This is a genomic window from Gemella sp., from assembly GCF_057272915.1.
In genome coordinates, this window is the sequence record NZ_DBHIUF010000008.1 from 57068 (window position 1) to 81169 (window position 24102).

General features: G+C 31.1%; 24 protein-coding genes and 1 riboswitch. Of the genes, 2 read left to right on the top strand and 22 right to left on the bottom strand.

Annotation, left to right across the window (positions count from 1 at the left end; genetic code table 11):
- Positions 1–234: 234 nt before the first annotated feature.
- Positions 235–336, bottom strand: a riboswitch (purine riboswitch).
- Positions 337–435: 99 nt separating this feature from the next.
- From ACO6OL_RS04880 to rpsL, 9 genes are all read right to left on the bottom strand, one after another.
- A complete protein-coding gene (locus tag ACO6OL_RS04880) occupies positions 436–1368 on the bottom strand; it encodes a dihydroorotate oxidase (RefSeq protein ID WP_485502319.1) in 933 nt (310 codons plus the stop codon).
- 159 nt (positions 1369–1527) lie between these two features.
- Positions 1528–1905: a DUF302 domain-containing protein gene (locus ACO6OL_RS04885; RefSeq protein WP_485502320.1), complete on the bottom strand. Its 378-nt coding sequence runs from the start codon at positions 1903–1905 to the stop codon at positions 1528–1530.
- A 136-nt stretch (positions 1906–2041) separates the two neighbouring features.
- Positions 2042–3088, bottom strand: a complete 1047-nt coding sequence (locus ACO6OL_RS04890; protein ID WP_485502321.1) for an LLM class flavin-dependent oxidoreductase — start codon at positions 3086–3088, stop codon at positions 2042–2044.
- 138 nt (positions 3089–3226) lie between these two features.
- Complete coding sequence (locus tag ACO6OL_RS04895; RefSeq protein WP_314161233.1) at positions 3227–3388, bottom strand: hypothetical protein; 162 nt, start codon at positions 3386–3388, stop codon at positions 3227–3229.
- A gap of 191 nt (positions 3389–3579) precedes the next feature.
- Positions 3580–4320, bottom strand: coding sequence for a TraX family protein (locus ACO6OL_RS04900; RefSeq protein ID WP_485502322.1), 741 nt, complete (start codon positions 4318–4320; stop codon positions 3580–3582).
- 555 nt (positions 4321–4875) lie between these two features.
- Positions 4876–6063, bottom strand: coding sequence for an elongation factor Tu (gene tuf, locus ACO6OL_RS04905; protein WP_003144664.1), 1188 nt, complete (start codon positions 6061–6063; stop codon positions 4876–4878).
- A gap of 123 nt (positions 6064–6186) precedes the next feature.
- Complete coding sequence (gene fusA, locus ACO6OL_RS04910; protein WP_448913569.1) at positions 6187–8262, bottom strand: elongation factor G; 2076 nt, start codon at positions 8260–8262, stop codon at positions 6187–6189.
- 101 nt (positions 8263–8363) lie between these two features.
- Positions 8364–8834 (bottom strand): 30S ribosomal protein S7, encoded by a 471-nt coding sequence (gene rpsG / locus ACO6OL_RS04915; RefSeq protein ID WP_003144697.1) that lies wholly within the window; start codon positions 8832–8834, stop codon positions 8364–8366.
- A gap of 49 nt (positions 8835–8883) precedes the next feature.
- Entirely contained in the window at positions 8884–9303 is a 420-nt protein-coding gene (gene rpsL, locus ACO6OL_RS04920; protein ID WP_003146927.1) for a 30S ribosomal protein S12, read from the bottom strand.
- A 428-nt stretch (positions 9304–9731) separates the two neighbouring features.
- On the opposite strand from rpsL, the gene ACO6OL_RS04925 reads away from it, so the two are divergent.
- The gene (locus ACO6OL_RS04925; RefSeq protein ID WP_485481977.1) at positions 9732–10475 is read left to right on the top strand and encodes an ABC transporter ATP-binding protein; all 744 of its coding nucleotides are present in this window, start codon (positions 9732–9734) and stop codon (positions 10473–10475) included.
- A gap of 2 nt (positions 10476–10477) precedes the next feature.
- Entirely contained in the window at positions 10478–12079 is a 1602-nt protein-coding gene (locus ACO6OL_RS04930; protein WP_485502323.1) for a hypothetical protein, read from the top strand.
- A 124-nt stretch (positions 12080–12203) separates the two neighbouring features.
- Here ACO6OL_RS04930 and ACO6OL_RS04935 read toward each other — a convergent pair whose 3' ends face one another.
- The 13 genes from ACO6OL_RS04935 to ACO6OL_RS04995 all read right to left on the bottom strand — a co-directional run bounded on the left by ACO6OL_RS04935 (position 12204) and on the right by ACO6OL_RS04995 (position 24093).
- Positions 12204–12413 carry a PD-(D/E)XK nuclease family protein gene (locus ACO6OL_RS04935; protein WP_485502324.1) on the bottom strand — a complete coding sequence of 70 codons (210 nt, stop codon included), beginning with the start codon at positions 12411–12413 and terminating at the stop codon, positions 12204–12206.
- Positions 12391–12660 carry a UvrD-helicase domain-containing protein gene (locus ACO6OL_RS04940; protein WP_485502325.1) on the bottom strand — a complete coding sequence of 90 codons (270 nt, stop codon included), beginning with the start codon at positions 12658–12660 and terminating at the stop codon, positions 12391–12393. The genes ACO6OL_RS04935 and ACO6OL_RS04940 overlap by 23 nt, the downstream gene beginning before the upstream one ends.
- A gap of 129 nt (positions 12661–12789) precedes the next feature.
- Positions 12790–13320 carry a hypothetical protein gene (locus ACO6OL_RS04945; RefSeq protein WP_485502326.1) on the bottom strand — a complete coding sequence of 177 codons (531 nt, stop codon included), beginning with the start codon at positions 13318–13320 and terminating at the stop codon, positions 12790–12792.
- 12 nt (positions 13321–13332) lie between these two features.
- Positions 13333–15945 carry an AAA family ATPase gene (locus tag ACO6OL_RS04950; RefSeq protein WP_485502327.1) on the bottom strand — a complete coding sequence of 871 codons (2613 nt, stop codon included), beginning with the start codon at positions 15943–15945 and terminating at the stop codon, positions 13333–13335.
- Between the two features lie 11 nt (positions 15946–15956).
- Positions 15957–16190: a hypothetical protein gene (locus tag ACO6OL_RS04955; protein WP_004264414.1), complete on the bottom strand. Its 234-nt coding sequence runs from the start codon at positions 16188–16190 to the stop codon at positions 15957–15959.
- A 71-nt stretch (positions 16191–16261) separates the two neighbouring features.
- Positions 16262–17212 carry a helix-turn-helix transcriptional regulator gene (locus ACO6OL_RS04960; protein ID WP_004264278.1) on the bottom strand — a complete coding sequence of 317 codons (951 nt, stop codon included), beginning with the start codon at positions 17210–17212 and terminating at the stop codon, positions 16262–16264.
- A gap of 2 nt (positions 17213–17214) precedes the next feature.
- Positions 17215–18621 carry a hypothetical protein gene (locus tag ACO6OL_RS04965; protein WP_485502328.1) on the bottom strand — a complete coding sequence of 469 codons (1407 nt, stop codon included), beginning with the start codon at positions 18619–18621 and terminating at the stop codon, positions 17215–17217.
- A 546-nt stretch (positions 18622–19167) separates the two neighbouring features.
- Positions 19168–20505: a DUF438 domain-containing protein gene (locus ACO6OL_RS04970; RefSeq protein WP_485502329.1), complete on the bottom strand. Its 1338-nt coding sequence runs from the start codon at positions 20503–20505 to the stop codon at positions 19168–19170.
- A complete protein-coding gene (locus ACO6OL_RS04975) occupies positions 20505–20738 on the bottom strand; it encodes a DUF1858 domain-containing protein (protein WP_003144696.1) in 234 nt (77 codons plus the stop codon). Before ACO6OL_RS04975 ends, ACO6OL_RS04970 begins: the two co-directional genes overlap by 1 nt.
- 304 nt (positions 20739–21042) lie before the next feature.
- Positions 21043–21657: an orotate phosphoribosyltransferase gene (gene pyrE, locus ACO6OL_RS04980; RefSeq protein ID WP_271986697.1), complete on the bottom strand. Its 615-nt coding sequence runs from the start codon at positions 21655–21657 to the stop codon at positions 21043–21045.
- A 34-nt stretch (positions 21658–21691) separates the two neighbouring features.
- Positions 21692–22390, bottom strand: a complete 699-nt coding sequence (gene pyrF, locus ACO6OL_RS04985; RefSeq protein ID WP_485502330.1) for an orotidine-5'-phosphate decarboxylase — start codon at positions 22388–22390, stop codon at positions 21692–21694.
- Between the two features lie 14 nt (positions 22391–22404).
- Complete coding sequence (locus tag ACO6OL_RS04990) at positions 22405–23319, bottom strand: dihydroorotate dehydrogenase (protein WP_485502331.1); 915 nt, start codon at positions 23317–23319, stop codon at positions 22405–22407.
- 9 nt (positions 23320–23328) lie between these two features.
- Positions 23329–24093: a dihydroorotate dehydrogenase electron transfer subunit gene (locus ACO6OL_RS04995; protein WP_060914134.1), complete on the bottom strand. Its 765-nt coding sequence runs from the start codon at positions 24091–24093 to the stop codon at positions 23329–23331.
- Positions 24094–24102: the final 9 nt, after the last annotated feature.

Below are 24102 nucleotides of genomic sequence, written 5' to 3' on the forward strand. Positions count from 1 at the left end.
CAAAAAATCACCTATAATTACTTATAGGCGATTTAAAATTCTACTACAAATAGTTGGGAGTGACTCAAAAATCGTGATTTCGGGGAAATCGATTCTGTCGAGTCACCCCCGCACAGTTTATTAGATATCTAAAAAGCTTTTATAAAGCGATTTTAGATATCAATAAACCACTGCGTCTATGAGTTTTCTTGTAAACTTTTTTAAAATCTAGGATTTTTGGGCCAACTCCAATAACATTATAATAAGAATGCCCATAGTCATCAAATTTACGGTCTGATGGTAGAAACTTGCAAGCCATATTCTTGCCTTTATATGTGCTATATTTTGTCTGTACAATATATAATAACAATTTTCAAAATAATTTTCAAGTGTTATCTGTTTTTCTTTTATAGTTTTATCGTTAATTTAAAATTATACTATATGAATAATAATTATTTATTCTATTACCTTCAATTTACCTCTAAAGTCATCTAAACTTGAGTATCCTTTTTCTTTCATCACTTCTTCTAGTTCTTTAGTAAGTCTAGCGAAAACTGAAACTCCTTCCTTATGAAGAGTTGTTCCCACTTGCACTAAATCAGCACCACATAAAATATGTTCAAATACATCTTTACCGCTTATAACTCCACCAGTTCCAATAATTTTTATACTAGGATTCAAGCGTTCTCTAAATGCACGAACATTAGCTAGTGCTGTTGGTTTAATATATTCTCCACCTAGTCCGCCAAATCCACCTTTTGGCTTAATAACTACTTGTTCTTTATCTAAATCAATATATAAACCATTCCCTACACTATTTACACTATTCACATATGTAAGAGGATATTTATTAAGAATTTTAGCCATTTCATCAAAATGAGCAATATCGAAATACGGAGGTAGTTTTACCCCAATAGGTTTTGTAAAGAATGTGAATACCTCAGCTAATAATTTGTCTGTAAGTTCAAAATCATAAGCAATCTGAGGTTTTCCTGGTACATTTGGGCATGATAGATTAAATTCAGTCACACCTTCATATTCACTCTCTTGAATTTTCTTTAATAGACCAATATTTTCATCATAACTCATACCAGTTACCGATAAAAACTGCAATTTTGCACCTGATTTTTGACGTTCAATAACATACTCTAAATAATAATCTAAACCATTATTTGGCAATCCCATTGAATTTATACTTCCTAAAGCAGTATCATAATATCTAGGCTCAGGATTACCTTCTCTATAATCACGAGTTGCAGTCTTTGTAACAAAAGCTCCCGCTTCACTATTCGCTAATTCATCTAGTTCCACGATCGTCATACAGTGTACCCCTGATGCATTCATTAATGGGTTAGATAATTCTACATCTAAAAAATTTGTTTTTAACATTCTTTATACCTCCTATGTATACTAATAACAGTTTATCATAAAATACTCTCAATAACCATTGATAAAACTAGTTTTAGATTTATATTCACATAAAAAAGAAGAATTATAGAAATTCAATTTTATCTATAATTCTCCTTATTTAAAATTAACAATTCTTAATTATGCTTCTAAATACTTAATAATATCTAAATACAAATTATCCATTTTTGGTAAAATGTCTTTTACTCTATCAGAATGCTGTTCTTTTAACCAAGAAGTAGGTTTTTCATATAATACTTCTGTCTTATCTTCTCTCTTAATAAGTAATAATTTAAGTGGTAGGTTAAAACTTAGATATAAATCATCTTGCATTAGTAATGTTCCTACTTTTGGATTACCAAATACTACATATTGAATATCCTCTAACTCTAAACCAACATTTTTAGCATATTCACCTTGGTTTATATTTAAAAATTGATGGATGTTATTTTTTTCTAAATATTCATCTACTCTTGATTTTACATTGACAAATTCTTCATTAATTAGATATTTTTCCATAATTTACCTCTTTTTTACTATTATTAAGTTTATTTAATTTCATAATACACTAATTATCTACTTTTGTCATCAATTTAGTTTTCAAGAAAATTATAAGGTCTATAAGAAGTTTATAGTTCTACAATTCATCACTAAGCTAGTCGTTAATTTCATCTACAACCTCTTTTAATAATTCATATGAATGATGTTGAGCCTCTTCATCGTAAATATATGAATTTATCATTAATTCATCGAACTCTACCCTACGTTTTAAATCGATAATCTGGTTTTTCACAGTTTCCTTACTACCAATAAATGAAATTTTTGTCATCTGATCAACGACAGCTTTCTCATGATTAACTATCTCATCATGTTCAAATGCAATTGGTCCAAAATGTGGAACTTTAGTTGTAGCGATATAATTTTTCCATACCGCTTCTTCCGATTGTACTGGAGGAACCATGCCTTGAGGATTACTTGTAATAATATTTAAAAACGATTGAATCTGAGTTGTTGATAATCTTTTTGCTTCTTCATCGGTATCTGCAACAACTGCATTAGCACCTAAAATTACATACGGCTCACTTAAAACTTCTGATGGTTTAAAGTAATGTCTATAAATTGCTACTGCATTTTCCATCATAGCTGGAGCAAAATGCGATGCAAATGAATAAGGTAAGCCTAGCTCAGCAGCTACATATGCACTATCAGTACTTGAACCTAATATGTATAGTGGAACATCAAGTCCGGCAGCTGGATATGCATGAACAGGTCTTGTATCTTTAAAATACCCAGATAGCTCCACAACTTCTTTTTTAAAATCCATCTCTCTATTTGTATTTCTTCTAATAGCTCGTGCAGTGTTATAATCAGTACCCGGTGCACGCCCTAAACCTAAATCAACTCTACCAGGATAAAGAGTCTCCAAAGTTCCATATTGCTCAGCAACTATATATGGACTATGATTAGGTAACATCACACCACCCGAACCTACTCTAATATTACTAGTGTTATCTAGTGTACGTTGGATTAATAACTGCGTTGCACTACTAGCTACACTTTTTGTATTATGATGTTCTGCAATCCAATATCTTTCATATCCTAATTCATCAGCCTTTTTAGCTAATCTAATAATTGCATCTATTGCATCTTTAAAATTTTCTCCTTGTCTTAATGGAGCTAAATTTAAAATTGAAATTTTCATAGTTGTCTCCTTACTTATTTTCTATCAATATTTTAATATGAATATATAGCTATATAAAAATATCCTTCTGAGCTAAATTCTCAATACACTCATCATGATGAAGAGAATTCGTTACTTGTCCTTTATCTTCAGGTAAACTTACAGCATTTTTATAAGCTCACTCACTTTATTTTGGGATACTTCTTCTTGCTTTAAATACGTTCTAATTTCTAAATATATTTTACTTGAATGACTTAAAACAAAATATTTATTTTTTGCCCATAATTTTTGACATTGAACTCTTTCTTCTTTATTATCCATTTTATCCTTTCGAAAACAGTTTATTTTTAATATCCATATTATATTATATCTCATACTTTTTTACTACATATTGATATCGAACTGTATAAAAAGTTCCTTATTAAGTTTTATCTTAATAAGGAACTTCTACATTAGTTTTCGTTGTATTAAATTTAACCATGTTTTTTTGATTTGCTACGTCCATACTAATTCTAAAAAACCAATGGTATATTTCCATATAATATAATTCTAAAAATACCTATAATTGCCAAGTGTATTGGATAATAATAGTAGAAGAACCATTTAGAACCAGTATGTTTTCCTCTAGTACCATCATATCTCATTAATAATGGTAACGAAAGTAAAGTTGCAAACTGTAATACTCCATAAAATACATCTATAAATATAATATAAATAGCTGCATAAACACTTATCCATATAACATAGTCTAATATTTGTTGTTTTTTATTATTTCTATGATTATATAAAAAGAATGGCATCATTAACGCTATAGAAGACCAATCCGCTACAAATGTTAATAAACAGAATACAATAATTACTAAAATCTTTAATGTATTATTTATCTTCTCATTTCTAAAGATTGCGATTAATGCAACCGACATCGCCAGTGGGAATAAGACACTTGTTTTATTAAATATACTTCCTGTAGTTATATCAAATGGTATTCCTAAACCGAAGCAAAAAGCAAAGTGACTGATAACAGCAAAGCTCATAATTCTAAAGAAATATTTTTTAATATCTTTTGTATAATAACATCCTTCTGCGATAAAATACCACATAATCGGTGCTGTTAAACGTCCTACTATGTGCATAAGTACTGGTATTGTTTCTTTAACTAAACCTGGATATAATAGCCATGCTAAATGATCAATTGTCATAGCAATTATAGCTATATATTTTAACTGAGTTCCATCAAGCTTTAAATTCTTCATTTTCTTCCTTTCTATACTATTTTGACCTTATTTAAAAATATTAGTTAATATATTACTCATAAATGGTATAATGAGAATACTATAGCCTATCCTAACATAGGATATCACATTAATGTGCTTTATACAATTATTTTTCTAAACAACTACTTAAAACTTACCACCATTAAACAATTATATTTTTTATTAATAAAAAATCGAAGTTAATTTCTTAACCTCGATTCCAAAATATTACTCAATATCCCTAGAGTAACTTTGATTATATCTAATAATATACATAAATATTTGAATTTACAATATTATTTTCCCCTATACTACCTTTAAACATATTATACACCTCTTACTGTTTTTCTGCAAGGATTTATTAAAAATAGTACGTATTTTCTAATAAAATTACAAAAAATAATGATTTTACATTAAAAATATAATATTAATACATATAATGTACTAAAACTATCAAATATCTCTAATTAAATATGAACATTATGTAAATTAATATTAAGTATATAAAAAAAGCAAGGTGAAATTCACCTTGCTTAATGTGTTTCAATTCAATTATTATTTAACGATTGAAGTTACAACACCTGAACCTACAGTACGTCCACCTTCACGAATTGAGAAACGAGTTCCTTCTTCGATCGCGATTGGAGAAATAAGTTCAACGTTGATTGATACGTTATCCCCAGGCATTACCATTTCAGTACCTTCTGGTAAAGTAACTACACCAGTTACGTCAGTAGTACGGAAGTAGAATTGAGGACGGTAGTTTGTGAAGAATGGAGTGTGACGTCCACCTTCTTCTTTAGATAATACATACACGTCAGCTACGAATTGAGTGTGTGGAGTAATTGTTTTAGGAGCTGCTAAAACTTGTCCACGTTCGATATCTTCACGAGCAACACCACGTAATAATGCACCGATGTTATCTCCTGCTTCAGCGTAATCTAATAATTTACGGAACATTTCAACACCTGTTACAGTAGTTGAAGCTGGTTCTTCAGTTAATCCAACGATTTCTACTACGTCTCCAACTTTAACTTGTCCACGTTCAACACGTCCAGTAGCAACTGTACCACGACCTGTGATTGAGAATACGTCCTCAACTGGCATCATGAATGGTTTAGCGTTATCACGTTCTGGAGTTGGGATGTACTCGTCAACTGTTTCCATTAATTCGATGATAGCTTTTTCTGCATCAGCGTCTCCTTCAAGAGCTTTAAGAGCAGAACCTTTGATTACTGGTAGTTCATCTCCGTCGAATCCGTATTCAGATAATAGTTCACGAACTTCCATTTCAACTAATTCTAATAACTCTTCGTCATCAACCATATCACATTTGTTTAAGAATACAACGATTTTTGGTACTCCAACGTTACGAGATAATAGGATGTGCTCACGAGTTTGAGCCATTGGTCCATCTGTAGCAGCGATTACTAAGATAGCTCCGTCCATTTGAGCAGCACCAGTGATCATGTTTTTAACATAGTCAGCGTGTCCTGGGCAGTCTACGTGTGCGTAGTGACGGTTTGGAGTTTCGTACTCGATGTGAGAAGTGTTGATTGTGATACCACGTTCTCTTTCTTCTGGTGCGTTATCGATTGAAGCGTAGTCTTTAGCTTCTCCACCATAAGTTTTTGCTAATACAGTAGCGATAGCTGCTGTTAAAGTAGTTTTACCGTGGTCAACGTGACCAATTGTTCCAATGTTAGCATGTGTTTTACTACGGTCAAATTTTTCTTTTGCCATTTTAAAAATGTCTCCTTCAAGTTAATAAAATTTTATTTTTTAATAATTAGTCACATAGCATTCTATGATAACTATATTTTATAATGTTACAACGAAAATTGCAACTATAAAGAATAATTTTTATTATCCTTTATTTTTTTTGATAATTTCTTCAGAAATTGATTTAGGTACTTCTTCGTAGTGATCGAATACCATTGAGTAAGTACCACGTCCTTGAGTTGCAGAACGTAGAGAAGTTGCATATCCGAACATTTCAGATAATGGTACTGAAGCACTTACTACTTGAGCGTTACCACGAGCTTCCATACCTTCAACACGTCCACGACGTGAAGTGATATCACCCATGATATCTCCTAAGTATTCCTCAGGCATAACAACTTCAACTTTCATAATTGGTTCTAAGATTACTGGGTTACATTTTTTAGCAGCTTCTTTAAGAGCTAATGATGCAGCAACTTTGAACGCCATTTCAGATGAATCGACATCGTGGTATGATCCATCGAATAATTTAGCTTTAACGTCGATTAATTCGTATCCAGCTAATACCCCATTTGCCATAGAGTCTTTTAATCCTGCTTCTACTGCTGGGATGTATTCACGTGGAACTACCCCACCAACGATAGCATTTTCGAATTCAAATCCTGCACCTGGCTCATTTGGAGTGAACTCAATCCATACGTCCCCGTATTGTCCACGTCCACCAGATTGACGAGTGAATTTACCTTGTACTTGTGCAGCTTGTTTGAATGTTTCACGGTAAGATACCATTGGAGCACCTACTGTACATTCAACTTTGAATTCACGACGCATACGGTCAACGATGATGTCTAAGTGAAGCTCACCCATACCTGCGATGATAACTTGTCCAGTTTCTTCGTCAGTTCCAGCACGGAATGTTGGGTCTTCTTCTTGTAATTTTTGTAAAGCTGTAGACATTTTATCTTGGTCAGCTTTTGATTTTGGTTCAACTGAAAGTTGGATAACTGGTTCTGGGAATTCCATTGATTCAAGAATAACTTCGTTTTTCTCGTCACAAAGTGTGTCCCCTGTAGTAGTATCTTTAAGACCAACAGCAGCAGCGATATCACCAGCATATACTTCAGCGATTTCGTTACGAGTGTTAGCGTGCATTTGTAAGATACGTCCTACACGTTCACGTTTACCTTTAGTTGAGTTTTTAACGTATGAACCAGATGATAGGATACCTGAGTACACACGGAAGAAAGTAAGTTTCCCTACGAATGGGTCAGTCATAACTTTGAAAGCTAGGGCTGCGAATGGCTCTTCGTCAGAAGAGTGTCTTTCTACTTCTTCATCAGTATCTGGATTAATACCTTTAATAGCAGGTACGTCTAATGGAGATGGTAAGTATTCTACTACTGCATCTAGCATTGGTTGTACACCTTTATATTTGAAGGCTGATCCACATACTACTGGGAAGAATTCTACAGATAATGTAGCTTTACGAATTGCAGCTTTAAGCTCGTCAATTGTAATTTCTTCTCCACCTAAGTATTTTTCCATGAAGTCTTCATCGAATTCTGCAACAGCTTCGATAAGTTTTTCACGGTATTCTTCAGCTTGATCTTGGTATTCAGCTGGGATTTCTTTTTCGACAAGATTTTCCCCAACGCTACCTTCGTTGTAGATAGCTTTCATCTCAACAAGGTCGATTACACCTTCGAATAAATCTTCAGCTCCGATTGGAAGTTGAATTGGGTGTGCGTTAGCTTGTAATCTGTCGTGGATTGTTCCTACAGAGTATAGGAAGTCAGCTCCTGTTTTATCCATTTTGTTTACGAATACGATACGAGGAACTCCATAAGTTGTAGCTTGACGCCAAACTGTTTCTGTTTGTGGTTCAACACCTGATTGCGCATCTAATACTGCTACTGATCCATCAAGTACACGAAGTGAACGTTCAACCTCAACTGTGAAGTCTACGTGTCCCGGTGTATCGATGATGTTGATACGGTGGTTTTTCCATTGAGCAGTTGTTGCAGCAGATGTAATAGTGATACCACGTTCTTGTTCTTGTTCCATCCAGTCCATTTGTGAGTTACCATCGTGAGTATCTCCGATTTTGTGGATTTTCCCAGTGTAGAACAGAATACGCTCTGTAGCAGTTGTTTTACCTGCGTCGATGTGAGCCATGATACCGATATTACGAGTATCTTTTAAAGAAAATGCTCTAGTCATGAGTCAATTTTCTCCTTTCATAAATTTTTAAATGTTTTGAGTAATTTGTCTTTTATAGTGAAAAACTCAAGCTATAAAATAGCTTGATATTCACCCTATAATTACCAACGATAGTGAGCAAATGCTTTGTTTGCTTCAGCCATTTTGTGAGTATCTTCACGTTTCTTAACAGCTGAACCAGTGTTATTTGCTGCGTCTAAAATTTCATTAGCTAAACGTTGTTCCATAGTTTTTTCTCCTCTTAAACGAGAATAGTTAACTAACCAACGTAGACCTAATGTAGTTCTTCTTTCAGCACGTACTTCTACTGGTACTTGGTAGTTAGAACCACCAACACGACGAGCACGAACTTCAAGAACTGGCATAATGTTGTTTAATGCTTCTTCGAAAACTTCCATAGCATCACGTCCTGATTTTTCTTTAATTAAATCAAACGCAGAATATAAAATTCTTTGTGCTGTACCGCGTTTCCCATCTAGCATTAATTTGTTAATCAATTTTGTAACCAATTTTGAGTTATAAATTGGATCTGGCAAAACGTCACGTTTTGCAACTGGACCTTTACGTGGCATAGTGTCTGCCTCCTTTCACGAATTCTTTTTATCAAATTTTTATCTTATATTATTTTTTCTCTTTTGGTTTTTTAGCACCGTATAGTGAACGTCCTTGTTTACGGTCGTTAACTCCTGCAGTATCTAAAGCTCCACGGATGATGTGGTAACGTACCCCTGGTAAGTCTTTTACACGTCCTCCACGAATAAGTACAACACTGTGTTCTTGTAGGTTGTGTCCGATACCTGGGATATATGCTGTTACTTCGATTTGGTTTGATAAACGAACACGTGCATATTTACGTAAAGCTGAGTTTGGTTTTTTAGGTGTCATAGTCCCAACACGAGTACAAACTCCACGTTTTTGTGGTGAAGAAATGTTAGTTTCTTTCTTTCTTTGAGAGTTGTAACCTTTGTTAAGTGCTGGTGAATCTGATTTCGATACTTTTGATTTACGAGGTTTACGAACTAATTGGTTAATAGTTGGCATTTCCCTGATTTCCTCCTTCCCTGTTTATTTGTGAATCACCTAGCCAGGTGTATCACATTTTTAAATTTTTTATAAGCCATAGTGGCTTTACACAGAGTGCCGTAACACTCACGTACTAAATAATACCACTTTTATTTTTTCTTGTCAACACTTTTTTAAAATTTTTTTATATCTTTTTTTACTTGCTATTATCATATTCTATTTTTACACTTAACCAGGTGTATCATTTTTTATTTATAAATAAACACTTCCAGGTGTTCCATCATTAGTTTTATTATACACTATACCAGGTGTTCCTTGCTACTATTCATATCATATATTATTTAAACCACAATAAATAAAACTTTGAAATTAGCATGATTTTTATATTGCTAAATACTTTTGTTAGCAGTATAATTAAATTAACTACATACATTGGAGGGATAGTTATGATAGAAATTAAAAATCTTACCGTGAAATTCGATACAAAGTGCGCTGTTGATAATTTGAGTTTCACCATTAATGATGGAGAGATATTCGGACTTATCGGACATAACGGTGCAGGTAAGTCTACTACAATTAAATCTTTAGTTAGTATATTAGAGCCTATTTCAGGAGAAATTTATTTCAATAACCTACTTTTAAAAAATAATAGATTAGAATGTAAAAAACAAATTGGCTATGTTCCTGATACTCCTGATATGTTTCTTACATTATCCGCCTTTGAATATTGGTCATTAGTCGCTAGCATATACGAAATAGAAAATAAAACAAGAGATGAAATTCTTAACAGGTACTGCAAATTATTTAATTTGATAGGCGTTGAGCATCAAGAGATTAGTTCCTTCTCTCATGGTATGCGACAAAAAGTATTCGTAATTGGAGCATTATTATCAGAACCTAAGTTTTGGATTATGGATGAACCTATGACAGGATTAGATCCACAAGCTGCATTTGACTTAAAAAACTTAATGAAAGAACATGCCACAAAAGGAAACAGTGTTCTATTCTCTACTCATGTCTTGGAGGTCGCTGAACATCTATGCGATAGAATAGGTATCCTTAGTAAGGGAAAACTGGTTTTTATCGGTACACTTAACGAACTTAAAGAACAATTTGAGGGAGATAGTCTAGAAGAAATTTATCTTAATATAGTAAAAAATTCAAATTCAAATATTTTAGGTGGTGATTAGATATGAGATTTAGTGTAATAAAAGAGTTATTCTTAACGAATCTTCTTTATAGTTTTTCACCTCAAAGAATAAAATACAGAAAAAAATTCAGTGGAAAGAGCGATATAAGACATAATCTTTTTAGAAATGTTTTAATGCTTAATTTTTTCAATTTCTTACATATTTTATTTTTATTTTCAATATTTTCTCGTGGTTTTAACTTTTCTGGACCGGGATATCGAAATATACTTTTCTTTATTTTATTATTAGTGTTTATTCAGATTTTAAATAATTTTATCAATATGTTTTACGAAAGTGATGATACATTAGCAATTATTCACTTACCTGTTACAGGATCTGAAATATTTTTTAGTAAATTGTTTACTCTACTTTCACAAGTTATTAGTAATTTTACTCCTTTAATAGTTATAAACTTGATTATTGGATTAAATGCAGAGTTTTCAATTCAAAAATTTTTCTTCGTATTAGTATATAGTTTTGCATTTATCATTACTTTAATATGTTCTATTATGACACTACTTTCATTTATTACTTATATCCCAAATTTTAAGAAGAATAAAGGGAAAGTTAATGCAGCTACAATATTAATTGCGTTGATATTCTTCACAGGATACATATTTAATTTTGCTCATACTTTTAAAAGTTTTGATTCTGATTATTCAGGAGATTTATTTTTAAATATACTCGTATTAGATATTTCTAAGACTTATACTTATTTAATAATAGCTATTATCTTAGCACTTATTTCTTTCTCTACTACATATATATTTGTAATAAGAAAATATATGAAAGACTTATATAGAATATCTGGTAATACATACACATCTAGTTCTAAAACTGTAAAAATCAAAGAAAATACTAATAGTACATCAACTACGCTATCTTCTAAACTAGTTAAGAGAAATGTAAAATTATTGTTAAACAGTACAATTTCCACAACTGTATTTACTAATCTTATAATTACACTTGGTATATTTGTAATTCCGATTATAGAAATTAGAAAGCACGGAGGTATTACACTACCACTTATATTCTATCCAGTAGCTATGACTATAGGATTTACATTAGCATTGTACATTAATTCTAATCCTATGAATTTTACAAGTATAGCAATATCACTAGAAAAACAAGATTACTATTTTTTAAAATCTCTTCCATTAGATTTTAAAAAATACCTAAAAATCAAATTAGCAATCGCCACTTGTTTACAACTTGGTTTTGGATTACTTGCTCTGATTATGATGTTAATTATAACTAAAACACCAATCTTATTAGCAATTGTAACAATAATATCTTATATTATTTCAAGTATTGTCTTTTCATTCTATAGTTATACAAGCGACTATAAAAAATTGTATCTAAACTGGAACACTATCACAGATTTAGCTAATCGTAGTTCGATAAATCAAGTCCTATTAACTATTTTAGCTTTCGGAGCTATTTTATTATTAGTACTACTTAATGTCGTGACATTCTTCTTAGTTGCCATGTTGCCATCATCAGCAAATATAGTAGGAATACTATATTCTTTAATATTAGTAATACTGTTAGTTTTTGCAACAATAAAATTAAGAAAAAATGTATTTGACAAAATATATTCGTAAACTAAAGAGCACTACTCTACAATTAGAAAAGTGCTCTTTAGTTTAATTTTAGTACATATACTAATTTTATTTATAACAATCTAAAATTGAATATATAGAAATTATCTATAGTATAAAATACGACTTAACGCCAATAACTACGACCTAACACAAGTTCTTCTAATCCTTGTTCTGCTGAACCTGTCTTATAATCTACTACTCTGATTATATCATTATCATATTCTAATTTATCTATAATACCATTAATTAAGTAATTTCCTTCTAACCTAACATTAATCTCTTTCTCTAAATTAACATTTTCACCTTTTAAACTATATAGGGATATAGTTCTCAAAAAGATTCTTAAGTAGTTGTTGACCATATTCTCTTAATTCGTTTACAGACACTACACCACTAATTTCTTCTGGATTTGTGTGGTAATTAGTTAAGATATTCGCAACACGACGAGAAAGAATTTGGGTTTTCCCTGTACCAGGACCAGCAATAACCATCACTGGACCTTCTACTGAATCGACTGCTTGTTTCTGTTGTTTATTAAGTTTTTCATATTCTTCTTGATAAATACTTTTAAAATCCTTCATTAATTTTTTTCTCCTTAAAAAAATTACATCCATTTTATTTTTTATAATTATAACATATTAGCAAACTAATGTATATTTCTTTTCAAATACTAGATTTAAAATAGCTATTAGAAAACTCAAATGTATAAATTAAATTTTAAAATCACCACGTTTAGTTTCTATAATTCTCATTGCAGACTTAATTACATGAAACTCATCAATTAAGTTAGTAATAAGATTATAGTTATACTTTGTCAATCTTCCTGAGATTAATTTTTGAGAAATTTCCTGAAACTTATGTAGATGTTCCTCTACACTACATAACATTTCCTTAGCATCTTTTAAGCAATATTTTCTTGCTAAATTTTCTACTTCATCCCTAAATAAATCTACATTATAATCATGAATTGTTACCTTCTTCCCTTCAAAAATTATGTCTTTCGCTTCATAACAAGTGATAAATTTTTGTTCAACTGTATTACATACAAAAATAACTCCATAGTCAGAAACATATTTTCTTTCTTCTGGTCGTTGCTCTACATTAGAATCATAAACTGTTAGACTACCGATTTGCCTACCAATCCACTTTGGCAGTCGTTCCTCATTTACTCCAAAACGTTCCTGAGCTCTTTTTTCAAAGTGATTTGTCCACGTATACTGTGGTCCATAAGAAAGTCCCATAATTCCCCTCCTTTACTTAACAACTTCAAATAACAATTTAAATCCATCTGAATCCACAACTACCTCATCTCCTTTATTAATACAATTATTGATAATCAACTCTGATAAAGGTGTCTCTATTAGCTTAGTGATTCCTCGCCGAATTGCTCGGGCTCCTTTTTCTGAATCATAAGTTGTTTTAACAAAAAATCTAACTGCCCCCTTCGTAAACTTCAATTCATAGCCACTTTCCTTAACGATTTCTACTTCTTTTTCAAGTAATAAGCTAGTAATTTTAAATATTGACTCTTCTGTGAAGGATTTAAAGGTTACGATTTCATCTATACGATTTAATAATTCTGGACGGAAAAAATTATTAATTGCTCTCATGGTTTTTTCTTGAATTATCTGTTCCATTCCATATTTTGCAAAGCCAACTTTCTTCTCCTCTCTAATTAAATTTGAACCTAAATTTGAAGTTAATATAATAATTGTATTTGAAAAATCTACTCTCTCACCCATACCATCCGTTAAAATTCCATCATCAAAAACTTGTAACATTAAATCATAAATTCTAGGGTGTGCTTTTTCAATCTCATCTAACAACACAACAGATTTTGGATTATTTTTTACAGCCCTTGTCAAAATACCTCCACTTCTAAAACCTACATAGCCAGGAGGAGCACCTATTAATTTTGCTACTTCATGCTCTTGTTGATATTCTGACATATCTAAACGAATAAGATCATCAACTGAGCCTGTTAATTCTTCCGATAATACTTTCGCTGTTTCTGTTTTTCCGACTCCACTAGTACCTAAAAACAAGAAAACTCCAATAGGACGTTTAGGATTTCTGAAGCCTGTTTTTGAACGAATAACAGCCTCTGCTATGGTATTTGTAGCCTCCATTTGTCCAATAACTTTCGTTGCTAAGATACTCTTCAAATTAGAAAGTCTACTTAATTCTTCCTCATCTGCATCTTTACCAACTTTCAAATCTTGCTCTCTAATTTTAACACCGGCTTTTTGCTCTACTGCTTTTTTTATATCTTCCTTTGTAATTTTAAATTCATAATTATTAAAAGTTAAATTATTGCGTTCTTTTTGAAAATCTCTAACTTTAAGTTCAAGTCTTTTTCTTATATCATCAACAGCAGCTTCATTATATTCTATAGATTCCGCTTCTTTCAGTTGTTTCTTTAATTTGTTTACTTCATTTCTGTAATTCCTAATCATAACAATATCCTGATTCGCTTCAATTCGAGCCAAAGCCGCTGCATTATCGATTACTGTAAAGGCGGAATCTGGCAGTTTCTCTCCCTTTAGATATTTCTTAGCTAATCTTACCGCTAACTCAATAGTATCCTCCTCAAAATTTACGCGATGAAAATTTTCATATACTGACGATACATTTTTAACAATATTGATAGTTTCTTCAATACTTGGTTCATCTACTATTACTTTTTCAAAACGTCTGACTAGTGCAGTATCACTTGAGATATATAATTTCCATTCCATCGGTGTTGTAGCACCAATAATTCGAAAATCTCCACGTGCCATTAAAGGTTTAAATGCATCCATTATATGTTTAACCCTTCCTAACATATGAATCTCATCAATAAATAAAATTACATCTTTTTCTCGTTTCATCTCTTCAATGAATTTAATAATTCCTTCACTACTAACTCCTCCAATTTTAGCTTTTAAATCGTTTAGACTAAATTGCAAAATTTTCTTCCCTTTAAGTGATGCAATCTCATTTCTAGCAATACGCATTGCTATTCCATCAACTATTGCCGACTTACCTACACCACCATCTCCTAATAAAACAACGTTGTTTTTATCTCTACGTGTGAGAACCATCTCTACTTTACGAATTTCTTCATCTCGTCCAATAACATCCATCAATTCACCGTTTTTAGCTTTTAAAGTTATATCGGTAGCAATATCATTTAATAATGAATAATCTGGGTTAGATAATTTAACAGAAATTTGAGATTCTTTTTTTATTTTTGAAGCTTTTTCCCTCTCAAATTTGCCATCAAAAAAATCCTTATACAAAAACTTAGAATTTTTAAATACACCCAGTAAAAATTCTTCTGTACGAATATTTCCTGTTAATAGATATTGTTTATAAATAAGTTGATTTGCGTTTGTTTCCCTTTCTTGAGAAATTCCATTTAGTATCCAATATGAATCAATAACACCATCAGGCGAATTTTGTAACCGCATCTCCTCTGCAAAATCAAAAATAGATTTCATATATTCAGATATTGGAAAAGTATTACATTCTGCAAGATAATATGAAGAAGACGGTTCTTTAATAATTTCTACTGGTGAAGAAATAATATCATTAATTGTCCTTCTTCTAGAAAATATATTTAATTCATCAAATTCTATAGAAGATCGATTCCTTCCATCAATAACTTTACCGTTAGAAAACTCCTTTAACAATTTACTTTTTGTTAAAGAATAATATCCTAAAGCATAACCCATACCTGTATCACAAACATCTAGTATGCTGAATAAAATATCTTGGCTTTCAATAACTTTATACTCTTTTTCAAGAATACGATTATTTAGTACTTCTAATGCAAGTTTTAGTTGACGACTAACTTTGTAATCTATAATATTTTTTTTCGACATGAAAATTCTCCTTATACTATTTTCTTAATTACTTCCTTCGCTTCTTCATCTAAATATAATACTTCCGAATATTCCCCTTGCCCTGTTGACCAAGCAAAAAATTTTCCTTCAACCAATTCTTTTATATCTGATAGAGATAATACAATCATCTGTCCTCCATAATGTCTATTATGAAATTCTATTACTTCATTCATATTAGTTAGTAATTCAATTTCAAAAGTTTTTTCTATTTCCACTTTTCTCATTTTATCTTCCTTCTTTCACTATTTATATCTCTATTATAAAAAACGAGGTAGACTTATTTTGTCTACCTCGTTTATTTTTTATAATTTTTTAATGTTTTTTCAAGTATTTCTTGCAACTCTTCAACTAACTTTTGAGGAGTTAATACAGTCACCTCTCCACCTTGCCCTAAAATCCATCTTTTAAGTCCTGGAGTATATTGTGTATCGATTTGAATCTTCATCTCATCTTTTTCTTCCGAAAGAATTGTATGATTTGGAAATTTGTCTAAAATAATTTCTGAATTCCCTTTATATATCAAAGTAATTCTAACACTACTACCTTCAAAAGCATCAACTTTTTTATTACGAACATCCCCATCTCTATACATTTTCCCATAGGATATGTTTGGTTTCTTTTCATTAGATTTACTATAACTACTTATTCTATCAATTCGAAAAGTTGTATAATTTTCATATTTTAGATGATAAGCAACTAAATAAAAATAATGAGCATCATAGTATAAAGAAACTGGAAAAATGATATGAGTTTTCTTTTCTTTTAGAGGAGCAGCGTAGTCTATTTCTAACATTTGTTTGCTTCGAATTGCCTCAGATATAAACCATACAGTTTCAATTCTATCTTTTTCATTTGTCAATGATTTATAATTAAAATGTTCATTTTCTATAATAGATTTAACCTCTTTCATTTCTTCACTCGAAAGTAATGCTAAAAGGCTTTCTAGCAACGAATTCATCTCTGATTTATTCAATGCTCTATTTTCTAAAAGTATCTTTGAAATAATCAAAATATATTTTTTATTAAAAGTAGTTTTTCCTAAAAAACGATAGGTATTATCTGAATTATCATATACTATTTTACAGTTTGAAAGATGCTGTTCTTCTATTATTCTCCTTAGTGTACTTATATCACGTTGAATAGTTTTTGGATTTACAGAAAACTCCCTAATTAATTGAGCTTTAGATAATCGTTTCCCAGATTGTAGGCGAAGAAAAATTGTTATTAGTCTTTCTTGAGAATTCATAGTTAATCACCGGTACCTCTTTTAGTAACTTTACTAATATCAATTCTAGGTAATAATTTTGAAATTTCTTTAAAAGCTTCCTCTTTCCATTTTTTATACTTTTTATCTAATTCTTCTAATTCATTTTTTAATGGATCTAACTTCGATTCTAAATATTTCTTATAATTGGGAACAGAAATTACATTCCCGGATGTAATACCTCCACCTACAGTTCGTAACTGACAATAAAAAAATATTTCTTCTAGTATCTTCAAGACTTTTTCAGTTTTGTAATCATCGGCAGTTATTTCAGAGAATATACTTCTAAATAATTTCTCCCATGCCATATTATATTTACGGAAAACAAAAATTGGCTTTTCATTGTGTTCCTCTATACTTAAATACATATAAATTCTTCTCAATACAATGTAAGCTCCCAAACGAGATAAATCTGAATGAAGAAGAATCTTCTCTCCAACACCCTCCTCACCTAATTCTGGCTGAGCACATGAAAAAGGATAAATTTCTAAATTACAAATTCTATTAGCAATAGCTGTAACTTTACCTTTCATATCCTTTAATTTTTTAAAATCTAATTCTTGATTCGTCTGAATAAGATGAGAATAATATTCTTTTAAGTAGTAGTAGTCTTTTAATAACATTTTTTTACTTTTTTGCCCTTCATTTACAAAGTCAAAATTACAAAATTCTTCATTTTCATTTTTTCTATACATATGCTTAATTTCACGACCTAAGGCACTCTCTGTATCACTATAGATAATATTTTTAATGTACTCTGATAAAATGTCTTGTTTTACATCTCCCTTTAATTGATATCTCTCATATATAATTTCTTTAATATCTTTATCTTCTGTATAAGTTTTTAAAATATTTTTTATTTTTTTAATTGTTTTTCTTTTACTTTTATCTTCATTTAACAATTTATAAGATTTTCCATAATATCCCTTTAAATTTGTTTCCCCAAATCCACTATCAATTTGATTATCTCCATAGCCTCCTAGATATCCTCTTGGATTTTCCATGCAATGAAAAATAATAGCTCCATTAATATCTCCATGAAAATGTGTTGGAATCTGGTATCTCATATTCAAATTCTTATTTTTATCTTCTAATTTTGTCCACTCCGGTTTTTCTTTTTTAAATTGCTTCCATCTTTCATCATCATCTAAAATATCTAACCAAGAAAAATCATTAGTAGAATTATCATCTTTGACATTATTTACAAAACCTTGAATTAGCTCTTCACCTTTATCCTGGTGCCAAGGACTAAATATCTCTAAAAAAATATTTTTATCATTTATTACTTCATCAAATCTATCTTTAGACATTCCTTTTTCTAGTAACTCATGTTCAAATACTTCTTTTATAGCATCTTTTAAAAGTTTTGATTCTTTATTATTTTCTAACATAACTTTAACCTCACTCTATTTTTATTTGTTAATCTTTTCAACAATTATATTTTACCATATTTAATGGACAAATAGTGTCTATCTATAATTTTTTTAAAATAATTTGATATTGACATTTACCTTTGATATTTATCTAATATATTAGATAAATCAATTACATTGAACTACTTATCTTAGTTTCTTTAGGATTTATTCTTATTTTAAATACCATAAGTATATATTTAGTTTCCATAGAATAATTGTTTGTCTTTTCAGTTATTCTATTATAAGATTTTTCATTATAATATAACTCAAATCTCGCTAAAAAGAAAACAATAAAATTAAAACGAAAAAATAGGGAAAAATCTAGGTCACTTAATATAGTGTAGTTTCCTCCCTATTTTTCTAAATCAACCGTACTTGACAAAGAGCCAAAATTTTATCCACTCTGCAGGTTTAACTTCTAATTTATTTTGAAAAGTATCCAAAATATTTTATATTATTTTAGGTCTGTATATAACGTTATAAATACTTTAAAAATAAGGTTTCTCTATTTAAATTACTTTATTATTCTATTCCTCTATAATAATCACTATCTATTTCTCTATAAGAAGCTATATCCTGAACGTATTCTAATACTCCTTGAAATTCACCATTTTCATCATAAACACCTGCATAAGTGACATGAACAAACTTCCCTCTTGATTCTGATTTAAACCACATTTCGTACTTATCTTTTTTTCTTTCTCGCAAGTTTTTCATTATAGTTTTAACTTTCTCTAGGTACTTAGGTGGATGACACAGCTCGACATTTCTACCTATTTGCCCTGGCGTGCGTTTAAAAATCATCTCTTCTTCTGAACAATGATCATTATAATATTGAAAAACTTCGTCTTTATTAACAAAGGTAATTTCCATAGGCAGATGATTTAATATTAAATCAATTTGATTTAATGATAGATAACCATTTCCTATTTTCTGATGTGTTTCTCTATTGAAAGTTTCTTCTTTAACTTCTTTCGGTTTATAGGTAATAGTAAACTCTCCTTCAGGAGTTTGTATTACTTTCGTTAATTCCCCTTCTGTAGCTTCTATTACTTCACTATCAACGCTAGTAATTTGCGTTTCAAAATCTTCTCTATGAGGAATCCACTCTTCTTGAGGTCGAATTATTGCATAACCATAAGCATCACTGTCCTTAGCTATACTCAACCAATCGTCTTGAGTAAATGTTTCTAATAATATCATCAGAAGAATCGACTCTTCCTTAAAGATCATTTCCTCAAATTCTTTAACAAAAACTTCAAACTTTTCTTTGACGACAGTTATCTCTGCATTAGGTAGTTTTTCCGCTTCTTCTTTAGCAAGTTTGAACAAATCTCTTATTTCATCATCAACACCCCACATAACCTTAGGTGGTGCATCATGTCCATATTTTTCCATTATAGGAAACATTAATTCTTCTTTACGTTTGTAATGAATATCAAATTGTCCTAGTAATTGTAACTGACGAAGCAATCCTTTTAGTACGGCTTCTTTAGTTTCACCTTCATCTAATTTAGCATAATTATCTAAAATTCGTCGAACTCTTATTATTGCAGCTCTTAAAGCTAAATTCTCTTGTTTAAACACTTGAACTGGATGTCCTGGATGCTCACTATCTTCAACTTCTACAGTTTTTATCGCACCTTTAAACAAATTAGCATGTACATTACATAACTTCATAACATCTTCAAAAGTTACGCCAGAATCTGAATTCATAAGCTCATGCTCCATTAAAGATATCTCAATAGCAGATACTCCAGAAAAATGCTCATTGAATTCATCTTGAACAGATTCTGCAGATTCACCTTTATGAAGTCGTAATAGTATGTCGCGTAAAACTTCAATTCTCTTTGTAGCCATTAGTCTAATCCTACTACTTCATACCCGTTAGCTTCTAATGTAGCAATTATTGTTTCAAGTTTAATTCCTGCCAACTTCGAACCCATTCTAAGTGAAGTCTTTCTTCCTACAGTATTTCTCATAATCGGATTAGCCAAAGGCTTAAACCCTAAATCTACTAAAATATCCAACACTTCTGGGTGTTTATCAACAACTTGTGCAACTGGTATACTTACATCTATAATATTATCCATTTCTCATTACCTCACTACCTTATATTATTAATACAATTATACCACAAGCCATTGATAATCGCTATCAAATTAAAATGATAAATATCTTGAAAAATTCAACAAAAAATGCTAGAATGTAAATAAGGTATAGCACTAGAATGTACTGCGGACTTCTAGTAGCGTAAGCACGGTTTACATTTATTTGTAAGCCGTGTTTTATTTTATATAAAAGAAGTGGAAAAACAATAAATTAGCAAATAAAAATAATGTTATGAAAAGGTGCAACTTAGATATCTCTATGTTACACCTTTAATTTAATAATTTCTTACAAATTATTTCTCCACTCAAGAAGTTTTTCTACATCTTCTTGTTTGATATAATCACTCGCTACAGCTTCTTCGATTAAGTAGTTGTAGTTAGTTAAAGTGTGGTACTCTACTTTATCTGCTGCAAAGGCATCTTGTGCTTTCTTAAGTTCATAACTAAATATTGCTACTACTCCTAAGACTACTGCTCCTGCTTCCTCTAATGCTTTAGCTACTTTTAATGAAGATAATCCAGTTGAGATTAAGTCTTCAATAATAACAACTTTTTGTCCTTCTAGTAATCTACCTTCGATTTGATTTGTTTTCCCGTGTTTTTTAGCTGAGTCCCTAACGTAGATCATAGGTAAATCTAATACTTCACTTACCCATGCAGCATGAGGAATACCTGCTGTTGCAGTACCAGCTACTACTTCTACTTCTGGAAATTTAGCTTTAATTACTTCACTCATACCAGCTGCTATCTCACGACGAATCGCAGGATATGACATTGTAATTCTGTTATCACAGTAAATCGGTGATTTAATTCCAGATGTCCAAGTGAAATAATCATTTGGTCTTAATGCCACTGCTTCAATATCTAATAAGTGTTTTGCTATTTTTCTTTCTAATGCCATGTTCTTCTCCTTTATGTTAGCTGTATATCTAATATTATTTTACGAATTGACTTTTAATAAGTTTATAAACTTCAAGTGGATTTTGCAATTTAGTTATAGAACGACCAACCACGATATGTGTACTTCCTTCTTCATTAGCAACAGCTGGAGTTGCTACACGTTTTTGATCTCCAACTTCATCTGTTTCTAATCTTATTCCTGGAGTTACTTTTAAGAAGTCATCTCCGCAGTTTTCTCTTATTAATCTTGCTTCCCAAACTGATGAAACTACTCCATCAAGTCCTGCTTTTTTAGCTAGTTTAGCATAATTAATTACGCTCTCTTCTAAAGATACAGCAATAAGTTGCTCGTCTTTCATCGCTTCTTCTGATGTCGAAGTTAATTGTGTTATCGCTATTACATTAGTATCTACACTACCGCCTTCAACCATTCCTCGTTTTGCTGCTTTAAGCATTTCATAACCTCCTGCAGCATGTACTGTAAGAATATCAACTTTGAATTTTGCTAAACCTTTTGTCGCACCATAAACTGTATTAGGAATATCATGTAGTTTAAGATCTAAGAATATCTTATGTCCTAATTCTTTAATTTTTTCAATAACAACAGGTCCATTTTGTAGGTATAATTCCATCCCTACTTTTACAAATAATTTTTCTTCACCAAATTTTTCTAAAAAATTTAAAGTATCTTCCAAAGTAGGAAAGTCTAAAGCTATTATTACATCTTTATTCATAATATTTCTCCTTTTTATTTATATGCACGACCACGAAGTTCTAATATATGTTCTACACCTAGTTCATCAAGGGCCGCTTCTAACTTATCGATAATTTTTGGACAAGCATATGGATCTGCAAAGTTCGCTGTACCTACTGCTACCGCACTCGCTCCAGCAGAGATAAAGTCGATTACATCCCACTCATCCATAATTCCTCCCATACCTATAATAGGAATGTTTACAGCTTGACTCACCTGATAAACCATTCTTATAGCCACAGGTTTCACCGCTGGTCCTGATAATCCACCAGTTACATTCGCAATAATTGGTTTCCCAGTCTTTTTATCTAACCTTACACCTACTAAGGTATTTATCATTGTAATACCATCAGCTCCTCCTTCTTCGACAGCTTTTGCCATCGCTACGATATCGGTAACGTTAGGTGAAAGTTTCACATAAACAGGTACACTAGATACCTCTTTTACTTTTTTAGTTAAGTTTTTTGCTGTTTCAGGATCTGTTCCGAACTGAATTCCTCCATGCTTAACATTAGGACAAGATATATTTAACTCTAATGCATGAACATTCGGTGCTTTGCTTATGTGCTCCGCTACATAGACATAATCATCTATTTCACTTCCCGCTACGTTAGCGATAATAGGGACATCATATTTCTCTAGTTCTTTTAGTTTAGTTTCTAATATTTCATGAACTCCTGGATTTTGTAATCCTATGGCATTTAGCATCCCACTAGAAGTTTCAGCAACACGTGGTGTAGGATTTCCAAAACGTGGTTCTTTAGTCGCTGCCTTAATCATGATTGCGCCAAGTTTACTTAGATCATAAAAGTTAGCATATTCTAAACCAAATGCAAAGCACCCTGATGCAGGCATTACAGGATTCTTTAAATCTAATCCTGGTAATTTTACTCGTAATCTTTCGCTCATAAATTCCTCCTATAATGCTATTTCTTTCGAATCGTATACAGGTCCATCGTAACATACACGTGAGATCGAACCATCGATTTTTTCACAAACACATGCATAACATGCTCCAACTCCACAAGCCATTCTCTCTTCTAAAGAAATATATCCCATCTTTTCTTCATCCATCTTAGTTAATGCTTTTAACATAGCAAATGGACCACAACTATAATACTTATCATAGTCAACTTCATAATTTTTTATAACATCAGTAACAAAACCTTTTTCTCCATAACTTCCATCAGCTGTAGCAACATAAGTTGTACCAAGCTCTGCAAATTTTTCTTCATAAAACACATCTTTCACATTATTAAAACCTAAAATATGTACAGTGTTTACCCCTTGTTTTCTAAATTGCTTTGCCAGTTCATATAACGGTGGAACTCCAATTCCTCCACCTACTAACAATGCAGTTTGCCCTTCTTCTAGCGTATAAACATCATATCCTTTTCCTAATGGTCCTAATACGTCTACTAAATTACCTGCTTCTAATTCTGAGATCTTTTTAGTACCTGCTCCATCTGCTCTGTAGACCATCACAAATGTATTTTTTTCTTTATTAATTTCACAAATTGAAATTGGTCTTCTTAATAAAAACTCATAGCTATTACTTACTTTAATATTTACGAATTGTCCTGGTGTATTCATTTCTTTAACTACATCTCCTTGTAGTTCAATTCTAAATATTTTATCTGCTACTTGTTCATTACTGATTACTGTTGCTAAATAAGTATCCATCCAAATGCT